Source organism: Streptomyces lincolnensis, from assembly GCF_001685355.1.
Lineage (GTDB): Bacteria > Actinomycetota > Actinomycetes > Streptomycetales > Streptomycetaceae > Streptomyces > Streptomyces lincolnensis.
In genome coordinates, this window is the sequence record NZ_CP016438.1 from 3942045 (window position 1) to 3963407 (window position 21363).

Below are 21363 nucleotides of genomic sequence, written 5' to 3' on the forward strand. Positions count from 1 at the left end.
GGCCGGGCGCGCCCCTGGGGCTACGCCGGATCCGACCCGACGGCTTTCGCCGCATGCGGGCCCGGCAGCGCCTCGCGGGCTGCCGCCCGGTCGGCACCGCCGGAATACGCCGTCACGGCTGAGCGCCGTCGCGGCGGAGAAGAGACGGCCGGAGAAAGAGCGAGCCGGATCCGCAAGCGCGCCCCCACGCTCCGGGGGCTCTGCCGAGGCCCGGCCCGGAGCCCGACGACTGCGCCAGTGCGGCCCGGCAGCGCCTCGCGGGCTGCCGCCCGGTCGGCACCGCCGGAATACGCCGTCGCGGCGGGGAAGAGACGGCCGGAGAAAGAGCGAGCCGGATCCCCAAGCGCGCCCTTACGCTCCGGGGGCGGCCGGGACCTGGGCCAGAGCCCGGGGACTACGCCGGTGCGACCCGGCAGCGCCTCGCGCCCCGGCCCCCACCGGCATCACCCCGCCCCGAACCCCACCACCGCAGCCCCAGACCCCCCGCTCACGCCGGTGTCGTAGGCCGTCTCAGGAGCGCTCTGATCGGGTGCCAGAGTTCTTGGACCAGGTCGGGGGCGACACCGTTGTCGGGGGCTGTGCGCCATATGAGGCCGTCGGGGTGGTGGAGGACGGCGGTGATTTCGTCGGGGGTGGGTGGGGCGGCGTTGCCGCGTAGGTAGACGGCTCGCATGCCGTGGTTGCGCAGCCTGGTCAGGGCGCGGGCGCGGTTGCGGGCGTGGACGAGGACGCGGACGCAGCCCACGCCGTGGGCGGTGGGGCTGGGCAGGTTCAGCGCCACCACGACGCTGCCGGTCGGCAGCTTGCAGAAACCTCCTGCGGCCATGCGGTCACACCCCCGTGCGATTCGATGTCGATACCGGTGTCAATAAGCGAGGCACAGGACGCACCTAAACACGATCGGCGGCGACCCGCCAGGGGGTCACCGCCGATACGTCTCTGACCTGCGAATATGCGAACTACTTCGCTGATGGGCCTACCTGGAGCGTGATCGTCGCGCCATTCAGCGGCTCCTTGACGATCTTGATCCGGGTATTGGTGTCAGTGATCTTGACGCCCGCGCGCGGGTTGGACTCGTCGTAGTACGTCGACTTCCCGTCGTCGAAGACCGGGACCCCGGGACGGGACTTGATCTTCGTCGCGACATCCGCGTTGTGGAGCGTGATCGCGTCCGTCGGGTACCAGCTGAAGGGCGAGTCGAAGGACTGGATGCGGTTGCGCATCAGCGTCCCGTTGGACCACTTCAGCGGCGTCGGGTGGGCATCGACCGGGAGGATCAGGCCCTCGCCGGGGTGCTGGCTGGTGTTGTCGTCGAGGTGGGAGGTGTCCCACTTCCAGATCAACAGGCCGTTCTGGTAGGCGTAGTGCTCCACCCACTGCGGACGGGTCGTGGAGAAGCCGTAGTTGTACGGGCCGACCTTGAGGACCTTGTCGTACGACACGTACTGGCGGTTCTCGGCGATGTAGTACTGCGCGTAGTCACCGGTGAAGGACGCCCCGATGCGGGAGAAGCCCTTGGCGGTCCAGGCCGCGTCCGCGGACTCGGCGTCGTCGGAGAAGAGCGTGGCCCCGTCCGCGGTCACCGTGATCCCGTCGGCCGTGAAGCCCTTCAACACCGTGCCGCCGTCGGTCTGGTAGCGGAAGCGCAGGCTGATCTTCTGGCCCGCGTAGGCGTCCAGCGGGAACGTCAGCTTCTGGTGGGCCTCGACCGACCCGGTGAGGGCGGGCTTGTCGCCGCCGTCGCGCGGGATGGCGGTGCCGTCGGCCAGGGTGCCGTCCACCGGCTTCCAGTTGGTGCCGTCGGTGGAGACCTCGGTGTAGAGGTGGTCGTAGTCCTTCTCGATGTCCCACCAGGCGTCGAGCGTCAACGCGGCCGAGCTCTTGCCGGTCAGGTCGACCGAACGGGACAGCGTGTTGCGCAGGTCGTTGCCGCGCCCGCTCCACCACTGCGTGGCACCCTGCGCCGGAGCGACCACGTCGAGAGTGGCCCTCTTGTCGGGCAACTGCACGACAAGGGCCTGCGGGTTCTTGGTGTTGTACGCCTGGACGCCCAGCTTGTGGGTCGACCTCGTGCCCGCCTTGGCCACGTCGTAGTCGAGCCAGCCCAGTTGCAGCTTGTCCCAGGCGTTCATGTCGCCGGGCAGGTCGCCGATGGAGTCCTTGCCGGTACCGAGCCAGGACCCGGAGGACATCAGCGTCCAGAAGCCGGTGGAGTTCTCGCCGCCCGCGGTGTCGTACTCGTCGGGCAGACCGAGGTCGTGGCCGTACTCGTGGGCGAAGACGCCGAGTCCGCCGTTCTCCGGCTGGATGGTGTAGTCGCCGACCCAGATGCCGGTGTCGCCGATCTGGGCGCCGCCGAGCTTGTTGGTGTCCGGGCCGGTGTTCCCGGCGTCGGTGCCGAAGGCGTACCAGCGGTGGGCCCAGATCGCGTCCTCGCCCTGGGCACCGCCGCCGGCGGACTCGTCCTCACCGGCGTGCACGATCTGGAAGTGGTCGATGTAGCCGTCGGACTCGTTGAAGTCGCCGTCGCTGTCGAAGTCGTAGCGGTCCCACCGGTCGAACTCGGCGAGCTCCGCCCTGATCTCGGCGGCGCTGTCCCCGGCGGCCTCGCGCTCGGCGACCCAGGCGTTGACGCCGTCCTGCACCGCGTACCAGGCGCAGTTGTCGGGGTCGCACTTGTTGGAGCCGTAACGGGCCTCGTTGTAGGGGACCTTGACCCAGTCGGTGACGTCGCCCTCGACCGAGTAGCGGCCCGAGGACTGCTTCTCGTAGTACTTCTTCAGCGACTCGACACCCTTGCCGGTGCCGAAGTACAGGTCCTGGTAGTGCTTGCGGTTGTAGTCCGCCTGCCAGGCCGTGCTGTTGTTCACCGCGCGGTCCGGCTGCGCGATCCGATTGTGGAGCGGGCCGGGCGTGCCGCCGTAGCGGGGGTCGACCTGGTCGCCGAACTCGACCAGGATCGTGAAGATCCTGTCGGTCTTCTCGCGGCCGAGCTCGACGTACTTGTCCTTGCCCTTGGCGCCCTTGAGCTCGACGACCTTGGAGCCGTCACGGTTCTGGACCGTGGCGGCGCCGGATATGACCTGGTCGAGCGCTTCCTGGCGCTGCGCCGCCCGGGTCTGGGACAGCGGGCCGTCGAAGTCGTGCTTCCTGCTCTGGGCCGGCTGCGGGTCGTGCCGGTCCGTGGCCGTGGTCTCCCCGGCCGGGTCGTCCGCGGCCTGCGCCACGGCGAACGTCGAGAACGTCACCGAGGCCGCCGCGAGGGCGACGACCGTCGAGGCCGCTCTGAACGTCCAGGATCTGCTGGTCACTTGATGCCTCCCCTAACGCGCCCGCCCCTGCGGGTATACGCGTGTAGTCAAGTGACGACATTTGACTACTGGTTTACGGGAAAAGACAGACCTTGACTTGGACAGAACAACTGCATTATCGGAAGCCGGTGTTCGCATTACGGACACACCGACGGAACCGAACAGGCGCGCACATCTGTCCACGTGTCGGACACCATGACACCGTGCGCCCCCCGTGCTCCGGCACTGTTGGTCAGGTCACGCTTACTGTTCGTTCCACTCGGGCATGCAGCCGATTAGAGTCGGTCGGCAGAACGCCCGAAACAGGGCGGAAAGCCAGGCCGACACCCCCGTGGACCCCCACTTCCGAGGACACGATTGCCATGCCTCGTCCGACTGTCACGCCTCGTCCGACGGCCGCACAGCTCGCCTATGGTTCATGCACCGTGATCGGCTCGACGTTCGCCATGCTGCTGCTGTCACAGACGAGTTCGGGCGTGGGGATCGCGGTCATCGCCCTCGCGGCGCTCGCCCTCGGTGTGCTGGTCGCCATGACGGTCCCGGTGTCCAGGCCACGCGTGGTCGCGGTGAACCGCCCCGCAGCTCCACAGGCCGGACAGACGGTGACGCCCATGCCGGCCTCGGTCGCCGCGGTGACGTCCGAGCCCGTGCATGAGCGTGCCGCCTCCTGACCTCACCCGACGATCGGGCGGTGCCCGCACCTCAGGTGGTGCTGACCACCACCGTCTTCGCCGCCTTGTCGTGCAGGCCCTGCTTGTAGGGCTTGTCGAAGTAGCTCCAGCCGCCCGAGATCGCGGTCCAGATGCAGGCGCAGCAGAACGCGAACGGGATCCACAGCACCGCCGAGCGGATCAGCGTGCTCTGCACGGAGGGCGTGGCGCCGTTGTCCAGGTTGGCGACCCGCATGCCCAGCCACTTCTTGCCGAGCGTCTGCCCCGACTTTGTGATCATGACGGTGTCGTACGCGATGTAGAGCACGGCGGCGACGAGGGACTGACCGAGCGACTTGCCGTACTCGATGTCGTCGCCGTCCATGTCGTACTCGTTGACGCCGAAGCCCAGGGTGAGCAGCCAGACCACGACGGCGACGAGGATCATGTCGATGATCCGGGCGAGCGTGCGCCTGCCACTGCCGGCGAGCGGGGGCATACCCGCGAGCGGATCGCCGGGATACCCGGCACCACCGCCGTACGGGCCGCCACCGCCATAGGGATCACCGCCCTGAGGGGGCGGCGGCTGGTTTCCGTACGGGGGTTGACCGCCGTACGGCGAGCCCGAGCCCTCGGAGGGCGGGGGCTGCTTCCTGAACGGGTCGTCCTCCGGAGGCTGCCCGGAGCCGGGGGGCGGTTCACTGCTCATGGCCCGAGTCGACCGCGAACCCGCCGGCTCCGCATCCGGCGAGCGGCCGTCCGGAGTACGGAATCCTGCGGGCCGTTCGCCGTATACCGTCAGCCCGCTACGAACGTATGCGCGACCTTGTCGTGCCAGCACTGGCGCCACGGCCGGTCGAACAGGCCCCACAGGATGCCCAGGACACCGATCGCGAGCAGTCCGGGCACGCTGTAGACGAGCCAGCGGCGCAGGGCGGCGCCGAACGACGGGGGCTCGTGGCCCTCGATGTCCCGCACCTCCAGACCGAGCAGCTTCTTGCCGAGCGTGCGCCCCCACTTGTGGGTGGGCAGCGCCTCGTAGAGGGCACCGAAGAGGAGCAGGACGGCGACGACGATGCCGAGGTACGTCGACGTCGTGCCGTCCAGCAGCCAGACCGTGACGGTCTCGCCGGAGAGCTTGGCCGCGTCGATCTTCTCGTTGACGTGGTCGACCGCCTTGAGGCCGAGCGGTACGGCGGCCACCGCGGTGACGCCCGCGAGGACGACGGTGTCCACCAGCCGGGCGGCCAGCCGCTTGCCGAGCCCCGCGGGCTTGGCCGAGGCCTGGCGCCGGGCGGCCGCCTGGAAGATGTCCTCCACCGGCGGCTTCCAGGGGGCGGGCTGCTCGTCCCCGGAGGGGCCCGCGAGCCGGTGCACCTGCTGCGCCCAGGACGGCTGGCCGCCACCGGCGCCGGTGCTGATCGGGGCGGAGGAGGCCGCGGACTGCTGCGGCACGCTCGCGGCGGGGGCCTGCTGCGGGAGCGGGGCCGCCGGGGACGCCTGCTGCGGGCCGGAGAGGGGCGTGGACGCGGCGGAGGCGGGCGCCTGACCGACGACGGGTCCCGCGGGCGCCTGTGGGGCTTCCGCACGGGCGGCGGCCGCCTTCCCGGCGCCGAAGCCCGGGGAGCCGGCGGAGCCCGCGGGCGTGCTCCCCTGCTGCGCCCCGGCCGCCCCGCCCTGCTGCGGTGTGCGCGGGGAGAGGGCGCGGAAGGTGACGGTGCCCTCGTCGCGGGCGGGGCCCGCGGGACCGGGGACGCCGGGAGCCGACGCCGCGGGTCCGGCCGTGGGCCTGCGGAAGAGGAAGGTGTTGGCGGAGTCGGCGTCGGGCTGGTCCGGCTCCGCGGGCGGGATCGTCGCGGTGCCGTCGGTACGGGCGGCGCGGCCCTCCGGCTGCGCCGGGCCCTCGGCGGACTGTGCGGCACGCGGCACCCGCGGATCGGCGGTCTGCGGGGCGTTCTGCTGAGCGGAGGCCTGCTGGGCGCCTTGCGGAGCCGCGGCCTGCTGGGCGCCCTGCGGGGCGTTCGGGGGCGAGCCCCACGACACCCGGCGGTCCTGTTCGCCCCCGAAGCCCGACTGGTGGTTGCGGTCGGCGCCCCACGCGGACGCGGGCTCGGGCCGGCTGCCGTGCTGGGCGCCGCCCGCGCCGGACCCGGCGGCCGGGTCCTCGTCGAAGAAGTGCGGGCCCGTCTCCTCCACCGGAGCGGCCGCGGAGGCCGGAGAGCCCGCAGCGGGCGCGCCCGGCTGCTGGGCCGGATCCGAACCGGCCGGCGGGGCGAGCGGCTCGCCGTCGGTCGGTGCCGGACGGCTGGTGCCCGGTACCCAGGAGGCACCGTTCCAGTACCGGACGTATCCAGGAATGGACGGGTCCGGGTAATACCCTTCGCGGGGCCTGTCGTCACCGGGGGCCGGGGTTGGGGCGCTCATGTCCGTCGTCCCGTATCTGCTCGGGGGTGAATATGGGGGCCTCCACATCTATCAGACCGGCGCAAGCCCCACCGCCAGTCCCACCGGACCCACTCCTTTTGAGCACGGTCGCCACTCCCCCTCGAGCACGGTCGTCACCCCGCCGGAAAAAAGTCCGGCGAACCCGCGTAATGCCCGCGGCCCCTGCCGCTCTCCACTCGTACGGGCCCACCGCAGGGCGCCGTACGCGCGTCGCGAGATGCCGCGTGACGTCACGAGAGAGGACACCCACGCCATGCACAACACCGTGGTGGAGCGGGAGCTGGAGCTCAAACTCATCCTGTCGCCGGAGCGCAGCATCCCGGTCCCGGCCCGACTGAGCTATCGCGTCGACGACCCGTTCGCGATCCACATCACCTTCCACATCGGCTCCGACCACCCCGTGTACTGGACGTTCGCCCGCGAACTGCTGGTGGAGGGGGTGTTCCGGCCGTGCGGGCACGGGGACGTGCGGGTGTGGCCGACGAAGGTCGCGGGACGCAGCGTCGTCCTGATGGCGCTGAGTTCACCCGACGGGGACGCCCTCCTCCAGGCCCCCTCGGCACAGCTGTCGGCCTGGCTGGAGCGCACCCTGCGGGCGGTCCCCCCGGGCTCTGAGGCCGAGCGGCTCGGTATCGACGACGGCCTGGCCGAGCTGCTCGCCCCCACCCCGGGCTGTCACGACGACCTCTGGCTGCGCGACCCGTGGCCCTCGGACGAGTCGACGGACGGTGAGTGACGGCGGGTGCGTCAGAAGAGCTTGCCCGGGTTGAGGATGCCCAGCGGGTCGAACGCCGCCTTGACGGCCCGCTGCATCTCCAGGCCCACGGGGCCGATCTCGCGGGCCAGCCACTCCTTCTTCAGGACGCCCACGCCGTGCTCGCCGGTGATGGTGCCGCCGAGTTCCAGGCCGAGGGCCATGATCTCGTCGAAGGACTCGCGGGCCCGCCGGCACTCGTCGGGGTCCGCCGCGTCGAAGCAGACCGTCGGGTGGGTGTTGCCGTCTCCGGCGTGGGCGACGACACCGATGGTGAGCTGGTACTTCTCGGCGATCCGCTCGGTGCCTTCGAGCAGTTCCGCGAGCCGGGAGCGCGGCACGCACACGTCGTCGATCATCGTCGTGCCCTTGACCGCCTCCAGCGCGGTCAGCGACAACCGCCGCGCCTGGAGCAGCAGTTCGGACTCGGCGAGGTCCTCGGCGGGGACGACCTGGGTGGCGCCGGCCGCTTCGCACAGGGCGCCGAGGGCGGCGAGGTCGGCGGCCGGGTCGTGGGTGTCGAAGGCGGCCAGCAGCAGGGCCTCGGTGGTCTCCGGCAGGCCCATGTGCGCCAGGTCGTTGACGGCCTTGACCGTCGTACGGTCCATCAGTTCGAGGAGGGACGGCACATGGCCGCCCTCCATGATCCGGCACACGGCGTCGCAGGCGGCGGCCCCGGACGCGAACTCGGCCGCCAGCACCAGCTGCGCGGGCGGCTGCGGCCTGAGCCCCAGGATGGCCCGTACGACGATGCCGAGCGAGCCCTCGGAGCCGACGAACAGCCGGGTCAGGTCGTACCCGGCGACGCCCTTCGCGGTACGGCGGCCGGTGGACATCAGCCGACCGTCGGCGAGGACGACGTCCAGGCCCAGGACGTACTCGGCGGTGACGCCGTACTTCACGCAGCACAGGCCGCCGGAGGCGGTGCCGATGTTGCCGCCGATGGTGCACATCTCCCAGCTGGACGGGTCCGGCGGGTAGTAGAGGCCCTTTTCGTTGACCGCGCGGGAGAGGGTCGCGTTGATCACACCGGGCTCGACCACGGCGATGCGGTCGACGGGGTTGATCTCCAGGATGCGGTCCATCTTGGTCAGGGACAGCACGATGCAGCCGTCGGAGGCGTTGGCGCCGCCCGACAGGCCCGTGCGGGCGCCCTGCGGGACGACCGGGACGCGCAGGTCCGTGGCGGTGCGCATGACGTGCTGGACCTCTTCGACCGTGCGCGGGAGCACGACGACCGCCGGGGAACCGGCCGGGCAGAAGCTCGCCATGTCGTTGGCGTAGGAGGCCGTGACGTCCGGATCGGTGAGCACGACCTCGGTGGGGAGTCCGGACAGCAGACGGTCGACGAGGTTGCCGGTCTCCTCGTCGCGGGGCGCTTCGATACGGCTCATGATCACAGCGTCGCACCCGGGGCCATCGGTGTGAACCCCGCGTACGGCAGCTGCCGCACACCCGGATGTGGTCGTCGTATTGACGCACAGTGAGCGCCATGGAGAACCAGGACGAAGCTCCCCGGCCGGCCCGGACATCTAGGGGCGCGCGGGTGCTGGTCGCCTCGGTCGCCGGGGGTGCCGTGCTCGGCGGGGTGCTGACGCTGCTGCCCTGGGAGCGGGCGGCGCCACGGGCGCCCGCACCGGCGCCGGGGGCCCGGGCGCACGCGGCGGTGGCCGCCGGGGTGCCTGCCTCGCTGCCCGATCTGGCGACGCTGATCGGTGAGCGGGAGGCCCGTCTGCGGGCGCGTCCCAAGGACGCGGTGTCGTGGGCGGTACTGGGGTCGGCGTATGTGGAGCGGGGGCGGCGGACCGCGGACGCCAGGTATTACCCGCGGGCCGAGAGGGCGCTGCGTATGTCGCTGAAGGTGCGCGCGCGGGGCAACGCGCAGGCCCTCGGCGGTCTGGCGGCGCTGGCGAACGCGCGCCGGGACTTCCGGGCGGCGCGGGGCTGGGCGGAGGCGGCGCGGACGGCGGAACCGGGGCGCTGGACGACGTATCCGCTGCTGATCGACGCCTACCGCGGGCTCGGCGACCACGAGGCGGCCCGCGCGTCCCTGGACCGGCTGAGGGAGCTGCGGTCCGGGCCGGCGGTGATGGTGTGGGCGGCTGCCGTCTACCGGGACCAGGGGTGGCGGGAGGACGCGGCGGCGCAGCTCGCCGACGCGGTGGCCGGGGCCCGGACGCCGGCGGAGCGCGCGGCGTATCTGGAGCGGGCCGGGCAGCTGGCCTGGGAGCGCGGCGACCGGGAGGACGCCCTCGGGCACTTCCGGCGCGCGCTGCGGATTGACCCCGACCAGCGGGCCGCGCAGGCCGGCCAGGGGCGTGCGCTGGCCGCGCTGGGCCGGACCACCGAGGCGCTGAACGCCTACCGGGCGGCGCTCGCCGGGCAGCCCAGCCCCCAGTACGCGCTGGAGCTGGGCGAGTTGTACGAGTCGCTGGGGCTCGGGCGGGCGGCACGCGCGCAGTACGACCTGCTGCGGGCCCGGGTGCGCGGTGCCGCCGCGGGCGGGGCCGACGAGGAGCTGGTGCTCGGCCGGTTCGAGGCCGACCACGGTGACCCGGCGGCCGCGGTACGGCGGTTGCGGGCCCAGTGGGCGCGGCAGCCGGGCGTCGAGGTGGCCGACGCGCTGGGGTGGGCGCTGCACCGGGCCGGGGACGACGAGGAGGCGCTGCGGTTCGCCGGGATCGCGACGGACGCCACGAAGGGCGGCGGGGTGCGCAGCGCGCCCTACGCGTACCACCGGGGCATGATCGAACGGGAGTTGACGCGGTACGGGCCGGCCCGGCGGCACCTTCAGGAGGCCCTGCGGATCAACCCGTACTTCTCGCCGGTCCACGCGCGGACGGTCCGGGAGGCGCTCACGGAGCTGGGCGAGCCGTCGGTGGCGGAGGTGCCGGACTTCACAGGGCCGCCGTGCCGATCAGCGCGTTGCGCGTGACCAGCGCGGCGAGTTCCTCCTCGGTCAGGCCCGCGGTGCCCTCGGGCCGGCGCGGCAGGACCATGTAGCGGGTCTCCGCGCTGGAGTCCCACACCGTGATGTCCGTGGTGTCGGGCAGCCGCAGGCCGAACTCCTCCAGTACCGCCCGGGGTTCGCGGACCACCCGGGAGCGGTAGGCCTCGGACTTGTACCAGCTCGGGGACGGGCCCAGCAGGCGCAGGGGGTAGCAGGAGCAGAGCGTGCAGACGATGACGTTGTGCGTCGACTCCGTGTTCTCCACGACCCGCAGCCGCTGTTCGGCACCCTCCATGTAGCCCAGCTCCCGCACGGCCGCCGTACCGTCCGTCAGGAGACGGGACTTGAAGTCGGCGTCCACCCAGGCACGGGCCGTCACCCGTGCCCCGCTCGCGGGGGACGCCCCGGCGAGGAACGCGTCGAGCGCCTCGTCCAGCTGGGTGCCGGTGAGCACCCCCTTCTCCTCCAGGAGGGTCTCCAGCCGCCGCACCTTCCGGGAGATCGCCGCGTCCGAGTGGCCTTCGGTGGTGTCACCGCTCATCGGTCGCATCTCCCTTGTCCTCCTCCAGGTAGCTTTCCCACAGATCCAGTACGACGTGATGGTCGCCCTCGCCCCACAGGTCCCGCGCGGCGAAGCGGACGGCGTAGATCTGCTCGACCGGCGCGTCCCCGCGGCCCCGCGCGTTGACGTCGGCCAGCGCGGCCGGGCCCTCCGGTTCGACCACGGTTCCCCGCTTGCCGCGCGCGTATCTCGGCAGGCGGGTGTGGTGCGGCGGGTCGTGGCGGAAGGTGCGGACGCGGGCGCCGGGGGCGAAGCGGTCGGCGGTCGTCGGGGCGGCTGCCGGGTCGGTCATCGTGCCCCGCCCGGCTCGTCCAGTTCGCCCGGCGCGATCACGCCCTTGCGTTCCAGGAGGGCGACGACGGCCAGGTACCAGCGCTCGTAGTACGAGGTCGCCAGGTACTCCGTCGGCGGCATCGACTCGATGGTGTCCCGGAACTCGTCCAGGTTGAAGACCCCCTGGGCGCGCAGGGCGTTCCAGATACCGAAGACCCGTGCCTCCCAGTCGGCGTGGAAGGGCTCGGTGTCGTCCGTGGTGTCGACGGCGCCGAAGCCCTGGGTGCCGCCCACGTCGTTGATCCTGGCCATGGGGTCAGGTTACGTCGGGCTACAGGTTGCCGCGCTTGGCCTGCTCCCGCTCGATCGCCTCGAACAGGGCCTTGAAGTTGCCCTTGCCGAAGCCCATCGAGCCGTGGCGTTCGATGATCTCGAAGAAGACGGTCGGACGGTCCTGGACCGGCTTGGTGAAGATCTGGAGCAGGTAGCCGTCCTCGTCGCGGTCGGCGAGGATCTTCAGCTCGCGCAGGGTCTCGACGGGGACGCGGGTGTCGCCGACCCACTCGCCGAGGGTGTCGTAGTAGGAGTCCGGGGTGTTGAGGAAGTCGACCCCGGCCGCGCGCATCGTGCGGACCGTCGCGACGATGTCGTTGGTGTTGAGCGCGATGTGCTGGACGCCGGCGCCGCCGTAGAACTCCAGGTACTCGTCGATCTGGGACTTCTTCTTGGCGATCGCGGGCTCGTTGATCGGGAACTTCACCTTGAGGGTGCCGTCGGCGACGACCTTCGACATCAGGGCGCTGTACTCGGTGGCGATGTCGTCGCCCACGAACTCCTTCATGTTCGTGAAGCCCATGACCTTGTTGTAGAAGCCGACCCACTCGTTCATCCGGCCGAGCTCGACGTTGCCGACGCAGTGGTCGACGGCCTGGAAGGTGCGGTGGGCGGGGGGGTCGACGATCGGCGTGGCCGTCACGTATCCGGGCAGGTAGGGGCCGTCGTAGCCGGTGCGCTCGACCAGAGTGTGGCGGGTCTCGCCGTAGGTGGCGATCGCGGCGAGGACGACCGTGCCGTGCTCGTCCTTGAGTTCGTAGGGCTCGGCGACGGAGCGGGCGCCGTGCTCGACCGCGTAGGCGTACGCGGCGCGCGCGTCCGGGACCTCGATGGCGAGGTCGACCACGCCGTCGCCGTGCTCGGCCACGTGCTGGGCGAGGAAGTGGCCCCAGGGGGTGGCGGGCTTGACGACGGAGGTGAGGACGAAGCGGGCGGAGCCGTTCTCCAGCACGTAGGAAGCGGTCTCGCGGCTGCCGTTCTCGGGCCCGGAGTAGGCCACGAGCCGCATGCCGAAGGCGGTGGAGTAGTAGTGCGCCGCCTGCTTGGCGTTGCCCACGGCGAAGACGACCGCGTCCATTCCCTTGACCGGGAAGGGGTCGGCCTGCCGGGCGGTGTCGGGAGTGTGGTCTGTGGTCTGCGTCATAGCGGCAGCGTGGTCCCGTGGGAGCAAGGTGCGCAACAGTCTGCGATTCTGCTGGGCAATATGCACAGTGCAGTGCACGATCATGGGGGTCTTCTGTACAGGATGACCACCCTGCTGGGAGGCTGCTGTGGCGATCGACCATCTGGACGGACGGATCATCGTGCTGCTGGCGCGGGAGCCGCGGATCGGGGTGCTGGAGATGTCCCGGCGGCTGGGGGTGGCACGGGGGACCGTGCAGGCGCGGCTGGACCGGCTTCAGTCGAATGGCGTCATCCGCGGGTTCGGCCCCGAAGTGGATCCGGCGGCGCTCGGCTACCCGGTGACCGCCTTCGCGACGCTCCAGATCCGGCAGGGGCAAGGGGCCGACGTACGGGCGCACTTGGCGACCGTGCCGGAGGTGCTGGAGCTGCACACCACCACCGGCAGCGGGGACATGCTGTGCCGGCTCGTGGCGCGCTCCAACGCCGATCTCCAGCGTGTGATCGACCTGGTTGTCGGTTTCGATGGGATCGTCCGGGCCTCCACCGCGATCGTCATGGAGAACCCCGTTCCGCTGCGGATCATCCCGCTGGTGGAACAGGCCGGCCAGCAGGAGGCGGCCCGGGAGCGGACGTAATCGGCGTGGGTGAGGCGATGTGAACTTCTGGGAGTATCTGGCGGGCCGCCACCAGCAGCTGCTCACGGACGCCTACCAGCACGCCAGCGCCGTCTTCCAGTGCATGGTCGCGGCCACGCTGATCGGTGTGCTGATCGGCGTCGCCACCTACCGCAGCGACTGGGCCGGCAACCTCGCGACCACCGCCACCTCGACCCTTCTGACCATTCCGTCGCTGGCCATGATCGGCCTGCTCATCCCGGTCGTCGGCCTCGGGGTGCCGCCCACGGTGATCGCGCTGATCCTGTACGGGCTGCTGCCGATCGTGCGCAACGCGATCGTCGGGCTGCGCGGGGTCGACCCCTCTCTGGTGGACGCGGCGAAGGGCATCGGGATGTCCCGGCCGATGCGGCTGGTGCGGGTCGAGCTGCCGCTCGCCTGGCCGCCGATCCTCACCGGGATCCGGGTCTCCACGCAGATGCTGATGGGCATCGCGGCGATCGCCGCCTACGCCTCCGGACCCGGCCTCGGCAACGAGATCTTCCGCGGGATCGGCTCCCTGGGCAGCAAGAACGCGCTCAACCAGGTCCTCGCGGGCACGCTCGGGATCATCGTCCTGGCCCTGCTGTTCGACGCCGCGTACGTCCTGATCGGACGGCTGACCATTCCCAGGGGGATCCGTGCCTGACGCATCGACATCCGGGGCCTCGATCGAGCTGGAGAACCTCACCAAGCGGTATCCGGGCAATCCCAGCCCGGCCGTCGACAACGTCAGCATGGAGATCAAGGCGGGCGAGCTCGTCGTCTTCGTCGGCCCGTCCGGATGCGGCAAGTCCACGACACTCAAGATGATCAACAGGTTGATCGAGCCGTCGGGCGGTCGCATCCGGATCAACGGCGAGGACGTCACGAACATCGATCCGGTCAAGCTGCGCCGCAAGGTGGGCTACGCGATCCAGTCGGCCGGTCTCTTCCCGCACATGACGGTCACGCAGAACATCTCCCTCGTACCGAAGATGATCGGCTGGCCGAAGGAACGCATCAGGAACCGGGTGGAGGAGCTGCTCGACCTCGTCGGGCTCGACCCCGGCGAGTTCCACGGCCGCTATCCGCGCCAGCTGTCCGGCGGCCAGCAGCAGCGGGTGGGGGTGGCGCGGGCGCTCGCGGCCGATCCGCCGGTGCTGCTGATGGACGAGCCGTTCGGCGCGGTCGACCCGATCACCCGCGACCACCTCCAGGACGAGCTGATCCGGCTCCAGCACGAGCTGCACAAGACGATCGTCTTCGTCACCCACGACTTCGACGAGGCGATCAAGCTCGGCGACCGGATCGCCGTCCTGCGCGAGCGCTCGCACATCGCCCAGTTCGACACCCCGGAGGCCATCCTCACCAACCCGGCGGACGACTTCGTCTCCGGCTTCGTCGGGGCGGGGGCGGCACTGAAGCGGCTGAACCTCACCCGCGTACGGGACGTGGAGATCACCGGCTATCCGACGGTGACCGTGGACGACCCCCTCCAGGAGATCTTCAACAAGCTCCGTTCCAGCGGTACGAACGAGATCCTGCTGCTCGACAAGCGCGGCCGCCCCTACAAGTGGCTCAGGCGCGGCGACCTGATGCGCGCCAAGGGCTCCCTGGCCCGCGCCGGGACGCTGGTCAGCGACACGGTGACCCGGGACGCGACCGTACGGGACGCCCTGGAGGCGGTGCTCACGGACAGCTCGGGGCGGGTGGCGGTCACCGGGCGGCGCGGCGAGTACACGGGTGTGGTCGACGTGGAGACGCTGATGAACTCCGTCCACGACCTCCTGGAGGCCGACCGGCTGGAGGCCATGGCGCACCGGCACGACCTGGAGGAGCTGCGGTCCGCGCAGACCCACGCGGAGCAGGAGGGCCTCGGAGGGGTGACGAAGGCGTGACCGGCCCCGAGGTGGAGGAGGCGGGGGTGGACGGGTCGGGGCGGGTGCGTCGGGAACGGGTGCGTCGGAAGCGGGAGCATCGAGCACGGCGTCGTCGGAGGCGCGGGGCGAGGCGCCGCCCCCTCCCCCGGGCCCCCTCAGGCCCCGTATCACCTGGCAGAAGCTGACCTTCCTGCCCGTGGTGCTGGTGGCGGTCCTGCTGGCGACCTGGCTGTGGTTCCAGCAGGCCGACCTCGACCCGCTCTCCGAGAACGCGCTGTCGAACGGCCAGGTGTCCAAGGCGCTGTGGCAGCACGTCGAACTCACCGTGATCTCCACGTTCTTCGTGCTGATCATCGCCATTCCGCTGGGCGTCCTGCTCACGCGCCGGATGTTCCGCAGGGCGACCCCCGCGGCGATGGCGGTCGCCAACATGGGCCAGGCCACCCCGGCGATCGGCCTGCTGGCCCTGCTGGTGATCTGGCTCGGCACCGGCATGAAGGCCGCCCTGATCGGCATCATCATCTACGCCGTCCTGCCCGTCCTGTCGAACACCATCGCCGGCCTCGACGCGAACGACCCGACCCTGCTGGAGGCCGCCCGGGGCATCGGCATGTCGTCGTGGGGCGTGCTCGGGCGGGTGGAACTCCCCCTCGCCGTCCCCCTGATCCTCGCCGGTGTCCGTACGGCGCTCGTCCTGAACGTCGGCACGGCGACCCTGGCGACCTTCGGCGGGGGCGGCGGTCTCGGGGTGCTGATCACCACCGGCATCACCAACCAGCGCATGCCGGTGCTGATGCTGGGCTCGATCCTCACCGTCGTCCTCGCCCTGCTGGTGGACTGGCTGGCGTCCCTGGCCGAACTGCTGCTCAGGCCGCGGGGGTTGGGGGTGGCGAAGTGAAGCGGTTCCGCCTGGCGCTCGCCGGTGTCCTCGCCGGTGCCCTGGTACTGGCCTCGGGCTGCGGTCTGACCAGCGGCTCCCCGATGGTCGACGACGTCCGGCCCGGCTCGATCGGCAAGGGCGAGCCGCTCAAGGGCGCGGATCTGACGGTGACGTCGAAGGAGTTCACCGAGCAGCTCATCCTCGGCGCGATCATGGGCATCGCCTTCGAGGCGGCCGGCGCGGACGTGCTCGACCGCACCGGCATCCAGGGCTCGATCGGCGCCCGCGAGGCCGTCAAGTCCGGTGACGCCGACGGGATGTACGAGTACACGGGCACCGCCTGGATCACCTACCAGGGCAACAGCGAACCCATCGCCGACCCGCAACAGCAGTGGCTGGCCGTCCGGGACGCCGACCTGAAGAACGGCCTGACCTGGCTGCCGAAGGCCGCCCTCAACAACACCTACGCCCTGGCCATGAACCAGGCCAACTTCAGGAAGTACGGCACGAGGACGCTCTCGGACGTGGCCGCGCTGGCCGAAAAGGACCCCGGCGCGGTGACGCTGTGCGTCGAGAGCGAGTTCGCCAACCGGGCGGACGGGCTGCCGGGCATGCAGAAGGCGTACGGCATGGACCTCCCCGCCTCCCGGATCACCCAGATGGACACCGGGATCATCTACACCCAGGCCGCGAAGGGCAGTTGCGTGTACGGGGAGGTCTTCACCACCGACGGGCGCATCACGTCCATGAGCCTGGCCGTGATGGCGGACGACCGGAAGTTCTTCCCCAACTACAACGTGGCCCCCGAGATCAACAGCGAGAGCCTGAAGAAGTGGCCGGCCATCGCGGAGGTACTGAACCCGGTCACCGCGAAGCTGACGAACGCGGTGGCGCGGGAGCTGAACGCGAAGGTGGATGTGGGCGGGGAGGATCCTCATCAGGTGGCGCTGGAGTGGATGACGGGGGAGGGGTTCGTCCGGGAGGGGTGAGGGGGCGAGTTACAAAGGGTCCGTTGCAAAGAGAGCTTTGCAACGATAGCTTTGTACGCATGCCGCCCTTCGAGGAACCGAGCCCCCGTGTACTCGACGCCCGTTCACTGCGCGGGCTCGCCCATCCCCTGCGGATGCAGTTGCTGGTCGCACTACGGCGCGGCGGGCCCGCCACCGCGTCCCAACTGGCCGAGAAACTGGGCGAGTCCAGCGGTGCCACCAGCTATCACCTGCGCCAGCTCGCCGCCCACGGCTTCATCGAGGACTCTCCGGAGCACGGCAAGGGGCGGGAGCGATGGTGGCGGGCGGCCGACGGAGGCCTGGTCTTCGACGACACGCTGCTGCGGGACTCGGATCCGAGCGTGCGGGGAGCCGCCGCCGTCTTCCGGTTCGAGGTGGCCAACATCCACACCCAGGAGATCTCCACCTGGCTCGGCAACCTGCACGAGTTCCCCGAGGAGTGGGACGGCGCGAGCGACCTGAGCGACTTCACCGGTCGGCTCACGCCGGAGATGGCCCGGGAGCTCATCCAGAAGATGCACGACCTGATCCAGAGCTACCGGCCGCTCCCCGAGGGCACCCCGGGCGCCCAGTCGGTCCGCATCCACACGCACCTCTTCCCCAGCGACCGGCTGTGAAAGGCGAACGCCCGATGCATCCCGAGATCCATCTCGCCCTGCACCACGCCCGTGCCGCCGAACTTCGCGGCGAGGCCGAGGACCACTGCCTCGCCGCCAGGCCTCCACGGCACCTGCGCACCCGCCTGGGCTGGACCCTGGTAGAAGTGGGACTGCGTCTCGCCACGCCGAGACCGGCCCTCGCGCCCTAACAGCTCGGCACAGACCCCTTCCCGCTCTCCAAAGCGGTCAGCGCGCTCACCGCGCCCTTCAGGGTGGTCACCGGAATCAGCCGCAGCCCCTTGGGGAGTTCGGCCTCGGCGTCGGAGCACTCGGCCTTGGGGACGAGGAAGACGGTCGCCCCGTCCCGTTTGGCGGCCTGTGTCTTCAGGGCCACGCCCCCGACCGCGCCGACCGTGCCGGCGGCGTCGATGGTGCCCGTGCCGGCGATGACGCGGCCGCCGGTGAGGTCGCGGCCGTTGCCGTCGCCGTCGAGCTTGTCGATGATGCCGAGGGTGAACAGGAGCCCCGCGCTGGGGCCGCCGACGTCGGCGAGCTTCAGGGTGACCCTGACCTTCTGGTCGTCGAGTTTCAGGTAGTTCAGCGCGGCCTCGGTCGCGTCGCCCTGGGACTGCCGCATCTCCTCGGCGTTGTGCCGCTCGATCTCCTTGACGCTCTGCCCGCTCGGGTAGACCGCGTCGCGCGGCATGACCGCCTGGTCCGTGCGGAACCAGCTGTCGACGACGTCGCCGAGGGAGACGCGGGTGTCCGGGTTGGTCGCCTCGATCGTCGTCATCCTCAGCTGGCCGGTCGTCTCACGTGTCGGCGCGCCCGAGATCGTGATCACCGGGGCGCCCTTGTTCTCCCCGAGCACGTTCGCCGTGAGCCCCGGCTGCGTCAGCGAGAACGGCAACGGCGCGAAGGCCGCCGCCGCGATCAGAGCGACGACGGGCACAGCACAGACGGCGACGGCCCGGGGGCGCGTGAGACGAGAGAGCACGGGATCAATCTAACGCGGGGGTGACTTCAGGCCAGGCGCAGGTGGCCTGCCCTGCGCGACCGGTCTTCAGCGCAACGCCTCCGCGACCTCCCGCGCCGCGTCCACCACCCGGGGCCCCACCCGCTCCGGCACCGCGTCCGCCAGCATCACGACCCCGACGCTGCCCTCGACGCCCGTGACGCCCAGCAAGGGCGCCGCCGCCCCGCTCGCCCCCGCCTCCAGCTCCCCGTGGGTGAGCATGTAGCCGCTCTCCCCCAGCCCCTGCTGCCGCGCGGCAAGAATCGCCCGGCCGGCGGCCCCCCGGTCCAGGGGGTGTCGGAAGCCCGCCCGATAGGCCACGTGATAGTCCGTCCACGTGGGCTCGACGACGGCGACGGCCAGTGCGTCCGCCCCGTCCACCAGCGTGAGATGGGCGGTCGCCCCTATGTCCTCGGCCAGGGACCGCAGCGCCGGCAGCGCGGCCTCCCGCACCAGCGGATGCACTTGGCGCCCCAGGCGCAGCACCCCGAGTCCCACCCGAGCCCGTCCGCCCAGGTCTCGCCGTACGAGCGCGTGCTGCTCAAGCGTGGCGAGCAACCGGTAGACGACGGTCCGGTTCACACCCAGTTTGTGGGAAAGCTCGGTGACGGTCAGCCCGTGGTCCGTGTCGGCCAGCAGCTTGAGGACACGCAGTCCCCGATCGAGCGTCTGAGAGGTCTCCGCGGTCACGACGCCCACTCCTTAGTGGTGAGGTCGACGGCTCCTGTCGCGACAGATGCGTCACCGAGTCCCGTCAGCGACGCGCTTCAGAGGCCGCCGATCGGCCGGCGGCCCGGCCTGTCCGGACCGCGTCGCTTCACGGCTGCGCTCCGCGGCGGCGCTGCCACGGGGCGTGTGCGTAGCGGGACAGTAGCGAAGCGGGTTCGCTGAGCGGAAGGCTCCGTCCAGAATCCGGGCAGCGACGGATACGGAGCATCGCGGTTTGCCCCATTACGTACGGCGTGCGCACGGTCGGCGCACAACACTCGCACGCAGCGCGCACGCCCCTCTGATCACGCCCTCGGGGCGGCTCAGGACGTCGGGGGACATCGGGGGACGTCACCGCATACGGGTCGCCCACTCCTGCACCTTGGCGATCCGCTGCCTCAGCTGCCCGGCCGTCGCCTCGGCGCTCGGCGGCCCACCGCACACGCGCCGCAGCTCGGTGTGGATGACCCCGTGCGGCTTGCCGCTCTGATGGACGTACGCGCTGACCATGGTGTTGAGCTGCTTGCGGAGCTCCATCATCTCCTTGTGCGAGACGACGGGGCGGCGCTCGGCGGGCAGCTCCAGCAGGTCGGCCTCGGCGTCCGGCTTCTTCCGGCTGTGCGCGATCTGCCGGGCCTGCCGCTTCTGCAACAGCAACTGCACCTGGTCGGGTTCGAGGAGACCGGGGATGCCGAGGTAGTCCTGCTCCTCCTCGCTCCCCGGGTGGGCCTGCATACCGAACTCGGCGCCGTCATACAGCACCCGGTCGAAGGTGGCCTCGGACTCCAGCGCCTCGAAGGCGAACTGCTCCTGCTCGCCGGTGTCCTCGTCCTGCTCCTTGTTCGCCTCCTCCATCTCCTTCTCGGACTCGGCGTACGGGTCCTCCTCGCCCTCCTTCTTCGGCTTGTCGAGGGCGTGGTCCCGCTCGACCTCCATCTCGTTGGCGAAGGTGAGCAGGTCCGGGACGGTCGGCAGGAAGACGGAGGCGGTCTCGCCGCGCCGCCTCGACCGTACGAAACGGCCGACGGCCTGGGCGAAGAAGAGGGGCGTGGAGATGGTGGTGGCGTAGACCCCCACCGCCAGCCGCGGGACGTCGACGCCCTCGGACACCATCCTCACGGCGACCATCCACCGGTCGTCGCTCGCGCTGAAGTCGTCGATCCGCTTGGAGGCGCCCGCGTCGTCGGAGAGGACGAGGGTCGCCTTGGTCCCGGTGATCTCACGGATCAGCTTGGCGTACGCGCGCGCGGAGTCCTGGTCGGAGGCGATGACGAGCGCCCCGGCGTCCGGGATGCCCTTCCTGACCTCGGTCAGCCGCTGGTCGGCGGCGCGCAGCACGCTGGGCATCCACTCACCGCGCGGATCCAGGGCCGTACGCCACGCCTGACTGATCGCGTCCTTGGTCATGGGCTCGCCGAGCCGGGCGGCGATCTCGTCACCGGCCTTGGTGCGCCAGCGCATGTTGCCGCTGTAGCTCAGGAAGATGACCGGGCGGACGACGTGGTCGGCCAGCGCGTTGCCGTAGCCGTAGGTGTAGTCGGCGGCCGACCGCCGGATCCCGTCGTTGCCCTCCTCGTACGTCACGAAGGGGATGGGGTTGGTGTCCGACCGGAACGGCGTACCGGTGAGCGCGAGCCGCCGCGTGGCCGGCTCGAAGGCCTCCAGGCACGCCTCGCCCCACGACTTCGAGTCACCGGCGTGGTGGATCTCGTCGAGGATCACGAGGGTCTTGCGCTGCTCCACCCGGTTCCGGTGGAGCATGGGCCGCACACCGACACCGGCGTACGTCACGGCGACACCGTGGTAGTCCTTGCCGAGCGGCCCGGCGCTGTACTCGGGATCGAGCTTGATCCCTATCCGCGCGGCCGCCTCCGCCCACTGCTTCTTCAGATGCTCGGTCGGCGCGACCACGGTCACCTGCTGCACGACATGGTGGTGCAGCAGCCAGGACGCGAGCGTGAGGGCGAAGGTCGTCTTGCCCGCGCCGGGGGTGGCGACCGCGAGGAAGTCACGCGGCTGCTCCTGGACGTACCTCTCCATCGCCCCCTGCTGCCAGGCACGCAGCTTGCCGGCGGTGCCCCAGGGGGCGCGGCCGGGGAAGGCGGGAGAGAGGTGGTGGGAGGTGGTGGAGGCGGCGGTGGTAGTCACGGTCTCCGTTTGTGGGTCGGGCGGCTCGGACGGGTATGACAACCGGGCCACCCTACCGGCGGCCCGCCGATGTCAACGCGCGGAC

At 71.0% G+C, this 21363-nt stretch carries 21 protein-coding genes and 1 pseudogene; 10 read left to right on the top strand and 12 right to left on the bottom strand.

Going from position 1 to position 21363, the window contains the following annotated elements:
• Positions 1–487: 487 nt before the first annotated feature.
• Both SLINC_RS17440 and SLINC_RS17445 read right to left on the bottom strand, forming a co-directional pair.
• Entirely contained in the window at positions 488–826 is a 339-nt protein-coding gene (locus SLINC_RS17440; protein ID WP_067433508.1) for a hypothetical protein, read from the bottom strand.
• A 133-nt stretch (positions 827–959) separates the two neighbouring features.
• Positions 960–3311 (bottom strand): immune inhibitor A domain-containing protein, encoded by a 2352-nt coding sequence (locus SLINC_RS17445; RefSeq protein WP_067433510.1) that lies wholly within the window; start codon positions 3309–3311, stop codon positions 960–962.
• Between the two features lie 362 nt (positions 3312–3673).
• Between SLINC_RS17445 and SLINC_RS17450 the strand changes: the two genes are divergently transcribed.
• A complete protein-coding gene (locus tag SLINC_RS17450) occupies positions 3674–3982 on the top strand; it encodes a hypothetical protein (protein WP_067433513.1) in 309 nt (102 codons plus the stop codon).
• Positions 3983–4013: 31 nt separating this feature from the next.
• Here the strand turns inward: SLINC_RS17450 and SLINC_RS17455 are convergent, their stop codons facing one another.
• A complete protein-coding gene (locus SLINC_RS17455; RefSeq protein WP_079164574.1) occupies positions 4014–4670 on the bottom strand; it encodes an RDD family protein in 657 nt (218 codons plus the stop codon).
• 89 nt (positions 4671–4759) lie between these two features.
• Positions 4760–6385 carry an RDD family protein gene (locus tag SLINC_RS17460; protein ID WP_067433519.1) on the bottom strand — a complete coding sequence of 542 codons (1626 nt, stop codon included), beginning with the start codon at positions 6383–6385 and terminating at the stop codon, positions 4760–4762.
• 274 nt (positions 6386–6659) lie between these two features.
• On the opposite strand from SLINC_RS17460, the gene SLINC_RS17465 reads away from it, so the two are divergent.
• Positions 6660–7142 (top strand): SsgA family sporulation/cell division regulator, encoded by a 483-nt coding sequence (locus SLINC_RS17465; RefSeq protein WP_067433522.1) that lies wholly within the window; start codon positions 6660–6662, stop codon positions 7140–7142.
• A gap of 11 nt (positions 7143–7153) precedes the next feature.
• Here the strand turns inward: SLINC_RS17465 and SLINC_RS17470 are convergent, their stop codons facing one another.
• Positions 7154–8560, bottom strand: a complete 1407-nt coding sequence (locus SLINC_RS17470; RefSeq protein WP_067433525.1) for an FAD-binding oxidoreductase — start codon at positions 8558–8560, stop codon at positions 7154–7156.
• 92 nt (positions 8561–8652) lie between these two features.
• Here SLINC_RS17470 and SLINC_RS17475 point away from each other — a divergent pair, with 92 nt between their 5' ends.
• Positions 8653–10095, top strand: a complete 1443-nt coding sequence (locus tag SLINC_RS17475) for a tetratricopeptide repeat protein (protein WP_067433528.1) — start codon at positions 8653–8655, stop codon at positions 10093–10095.
• Here the strand turns inward: SLINC_RS17475 and nthA are convergent.
• Genes nthA through hppD form a run of 4 tightly spaced genes read right to left on the bottom strand, consistent with a single transcriptional unit; the run spans position 10058 to position 12422 of the window.
• Complete coding sequence (gene nthA, locus SLINC_RS17480) at positions 10058–10651, bottom strand: nitrile hydratase subunit alpha (RefSeq protein ID WP_067433531.1); 594 nt, start codon at positions 10649–10651, stop codon at positions 10058–10060. The genes SLINC_RS17475 and nthA overlap by 38 nt on opposite strands.
• Positions 10641–10964: an SH3-like domain-containing protein gene (locus tag SLINC_RS49930; protein WP_067433534.1), complete on the bottom strand. Its 324-nt coding sequence runs from the start codon at positions 10962–10964 to the stop codon at positions 10641–10643. The genes nthA and SLINC_RS49930 overlap by 11 nt, the downstream gene beginning before the upstream one ends.
• Complete coding sequence (locus SLINC_RS49935; RefSeq protein ID WP_067433537.1) at positions 10961–11257, bottom strand: SH3-like domain-containing protein; 297 nt, start codon at positions 11255–11257, stop codon at positions 10961–10963. The genes SLINC_RS49930 and SLINC_RS49935 overlap by 4 nt, the downstream gene beginning before the upstream one ends.
• Positions 11258–11276: 19 nt before the next feature.
• A complete protein-coding gene (hppD, locus tag SLINC_RS17495) occupies positions 11277–12422 on the bottom strand; it encodes a 4-hydroxyphenylpyruvate dioxygenase (protein WP_067433542.1) in 1146 nt (381 codons plus the stop codon).
• A gap of 127 nt (positions 12423–12549) precedes the next feature.
• On the opposite strand from hppD, the gene SLINC_RS17500 reads away from it, so the two are divergent.
• From SLINC_RS17500 to SLINC_RS48510, 7 genes and pseudogenes are all read left to right on the top strand, one after another.
• Complete coding sequence (locus tag SLINC_RS17500; RefSeq protein ID WP_067433544.1) at positions 12550–13038, top strand: Lrp/AsnC family transcriptional regulator; 489 nt, start codon at positions 12550–12552, stop codon at positions 13036–13038.
• 19 nt (positions 13039–13057) lie between these two features.
• Entirely contained in the window at positions 13058–13705 is a 648-nt protein-coding gene (locus SLINC_RS17505) for an ABC transporter permease (RefSeq protein WP_067433547.1), read from the top strand.
• Positions 13698–14936 carry a betaine/proline/choline family ABC transporter ATP-binding protein gene (locus tag SLINC_RS17510; protein ID WP_067433550.1) on the top strand — a complete coding sequence of 413 codons (1239 nt, stop codon included), beginning with the start codon at positions 13698–13700 and terminating at the stop codon, positions 14934–14936. The genes SLINC_RS17505 and SLINC_RS17510 overlap by 8 nt, the downstream gene beginning before the upstream one ends.
• Positions 14937–15045: 109 nt before the next feature.
• Positions 15046–15816, top strand: a pseudogene (locus SLINC_RS17515) (ABC transporter permease); the annotation flags it as partial.
• Positions 15813–16787, top strand: coding sequence for a glycine betaine ABC transporter substrate-binding protein (locus tag SLINC_RS17520; RefSeq protein WP_067433553.1), 975 nt, complete (start codon positions 15813–15815; stop codon positions 16785–16787). The pseudogene SLINC_RS17515 and the gene SLINC_RS17520, both read left to right, overlap by 4 nt.
• A gap of 59 nt (positions 16788–16846) precedes the next feature.
• Positions 16847–17425: an ArsR/SmtB family transcription factor gene (locus SLINC_RS17525; protein WP_067433556.1), complete on the top strand. Its 579-nt coding sequence runs from the start codon at positions 16847–16849 to the stop codon at positions 17423–17425.
• Between the two features lie 14 nt (positions 17426–17439).
• Positions 17440–17616 (top strand): hypothetical protein, encoded by a 177-nt coding sequence (locus SLINC_RS48510; RefSeq protein WP_170068274.1) that lies wholly within the window; start codon positions 17440–17442, stop codon positions 17614–17616.
• On the opposite strand, the gene SLINC_RS17530 is transcribed toward SLINC_RS48510, so the two are convergent.
• The 3 genes from SLINC_RS17530 to SLINC_RS17540 all read right to left on the bottom strand — a co-directional run bounded on the left by SLINC_RS17530 (position 17613) and on the right by SLINC_RS17540 (position 21278).
• On the bottom strand, positions 17613–18404 hold the full coding sequence (locus tag SLINC_RS17530) for a S16 family serine protease (RefSeq protein ID WP_067433559.1): 792 nt from the start codon (positions 18402–18404) through the stop codon (positions 17613–17615). The genes SLINC_RS48510 and SLINC_RS17530 overlap by 4 nt on opposite strands.
• A gap of 66 nt (positions 18405–18470) precedes the next feature.
• Entirely contained in the window at positions 18471–19112 is a 642-nt protein-coding gene (locus tag SLINC_RS17535; protein WP_067433562.1) for an IclR family transcriptional regulator, read from the bottom strand.
• A 369-nt stretch (positions 19113–19481) separates the two neighbouring features.
• A complete protein-coding gene (locus SLINC_RS17540) occupies positions 19482–21278 on the bottom strand; it encodes a DEAD/DEAH box helicase (RefSeq protein WP_067433565.1) in 1797 nt (598 codons plus the stop codon).
• Positions 21279–21363 lie beyond the last annotated feature (85 nt).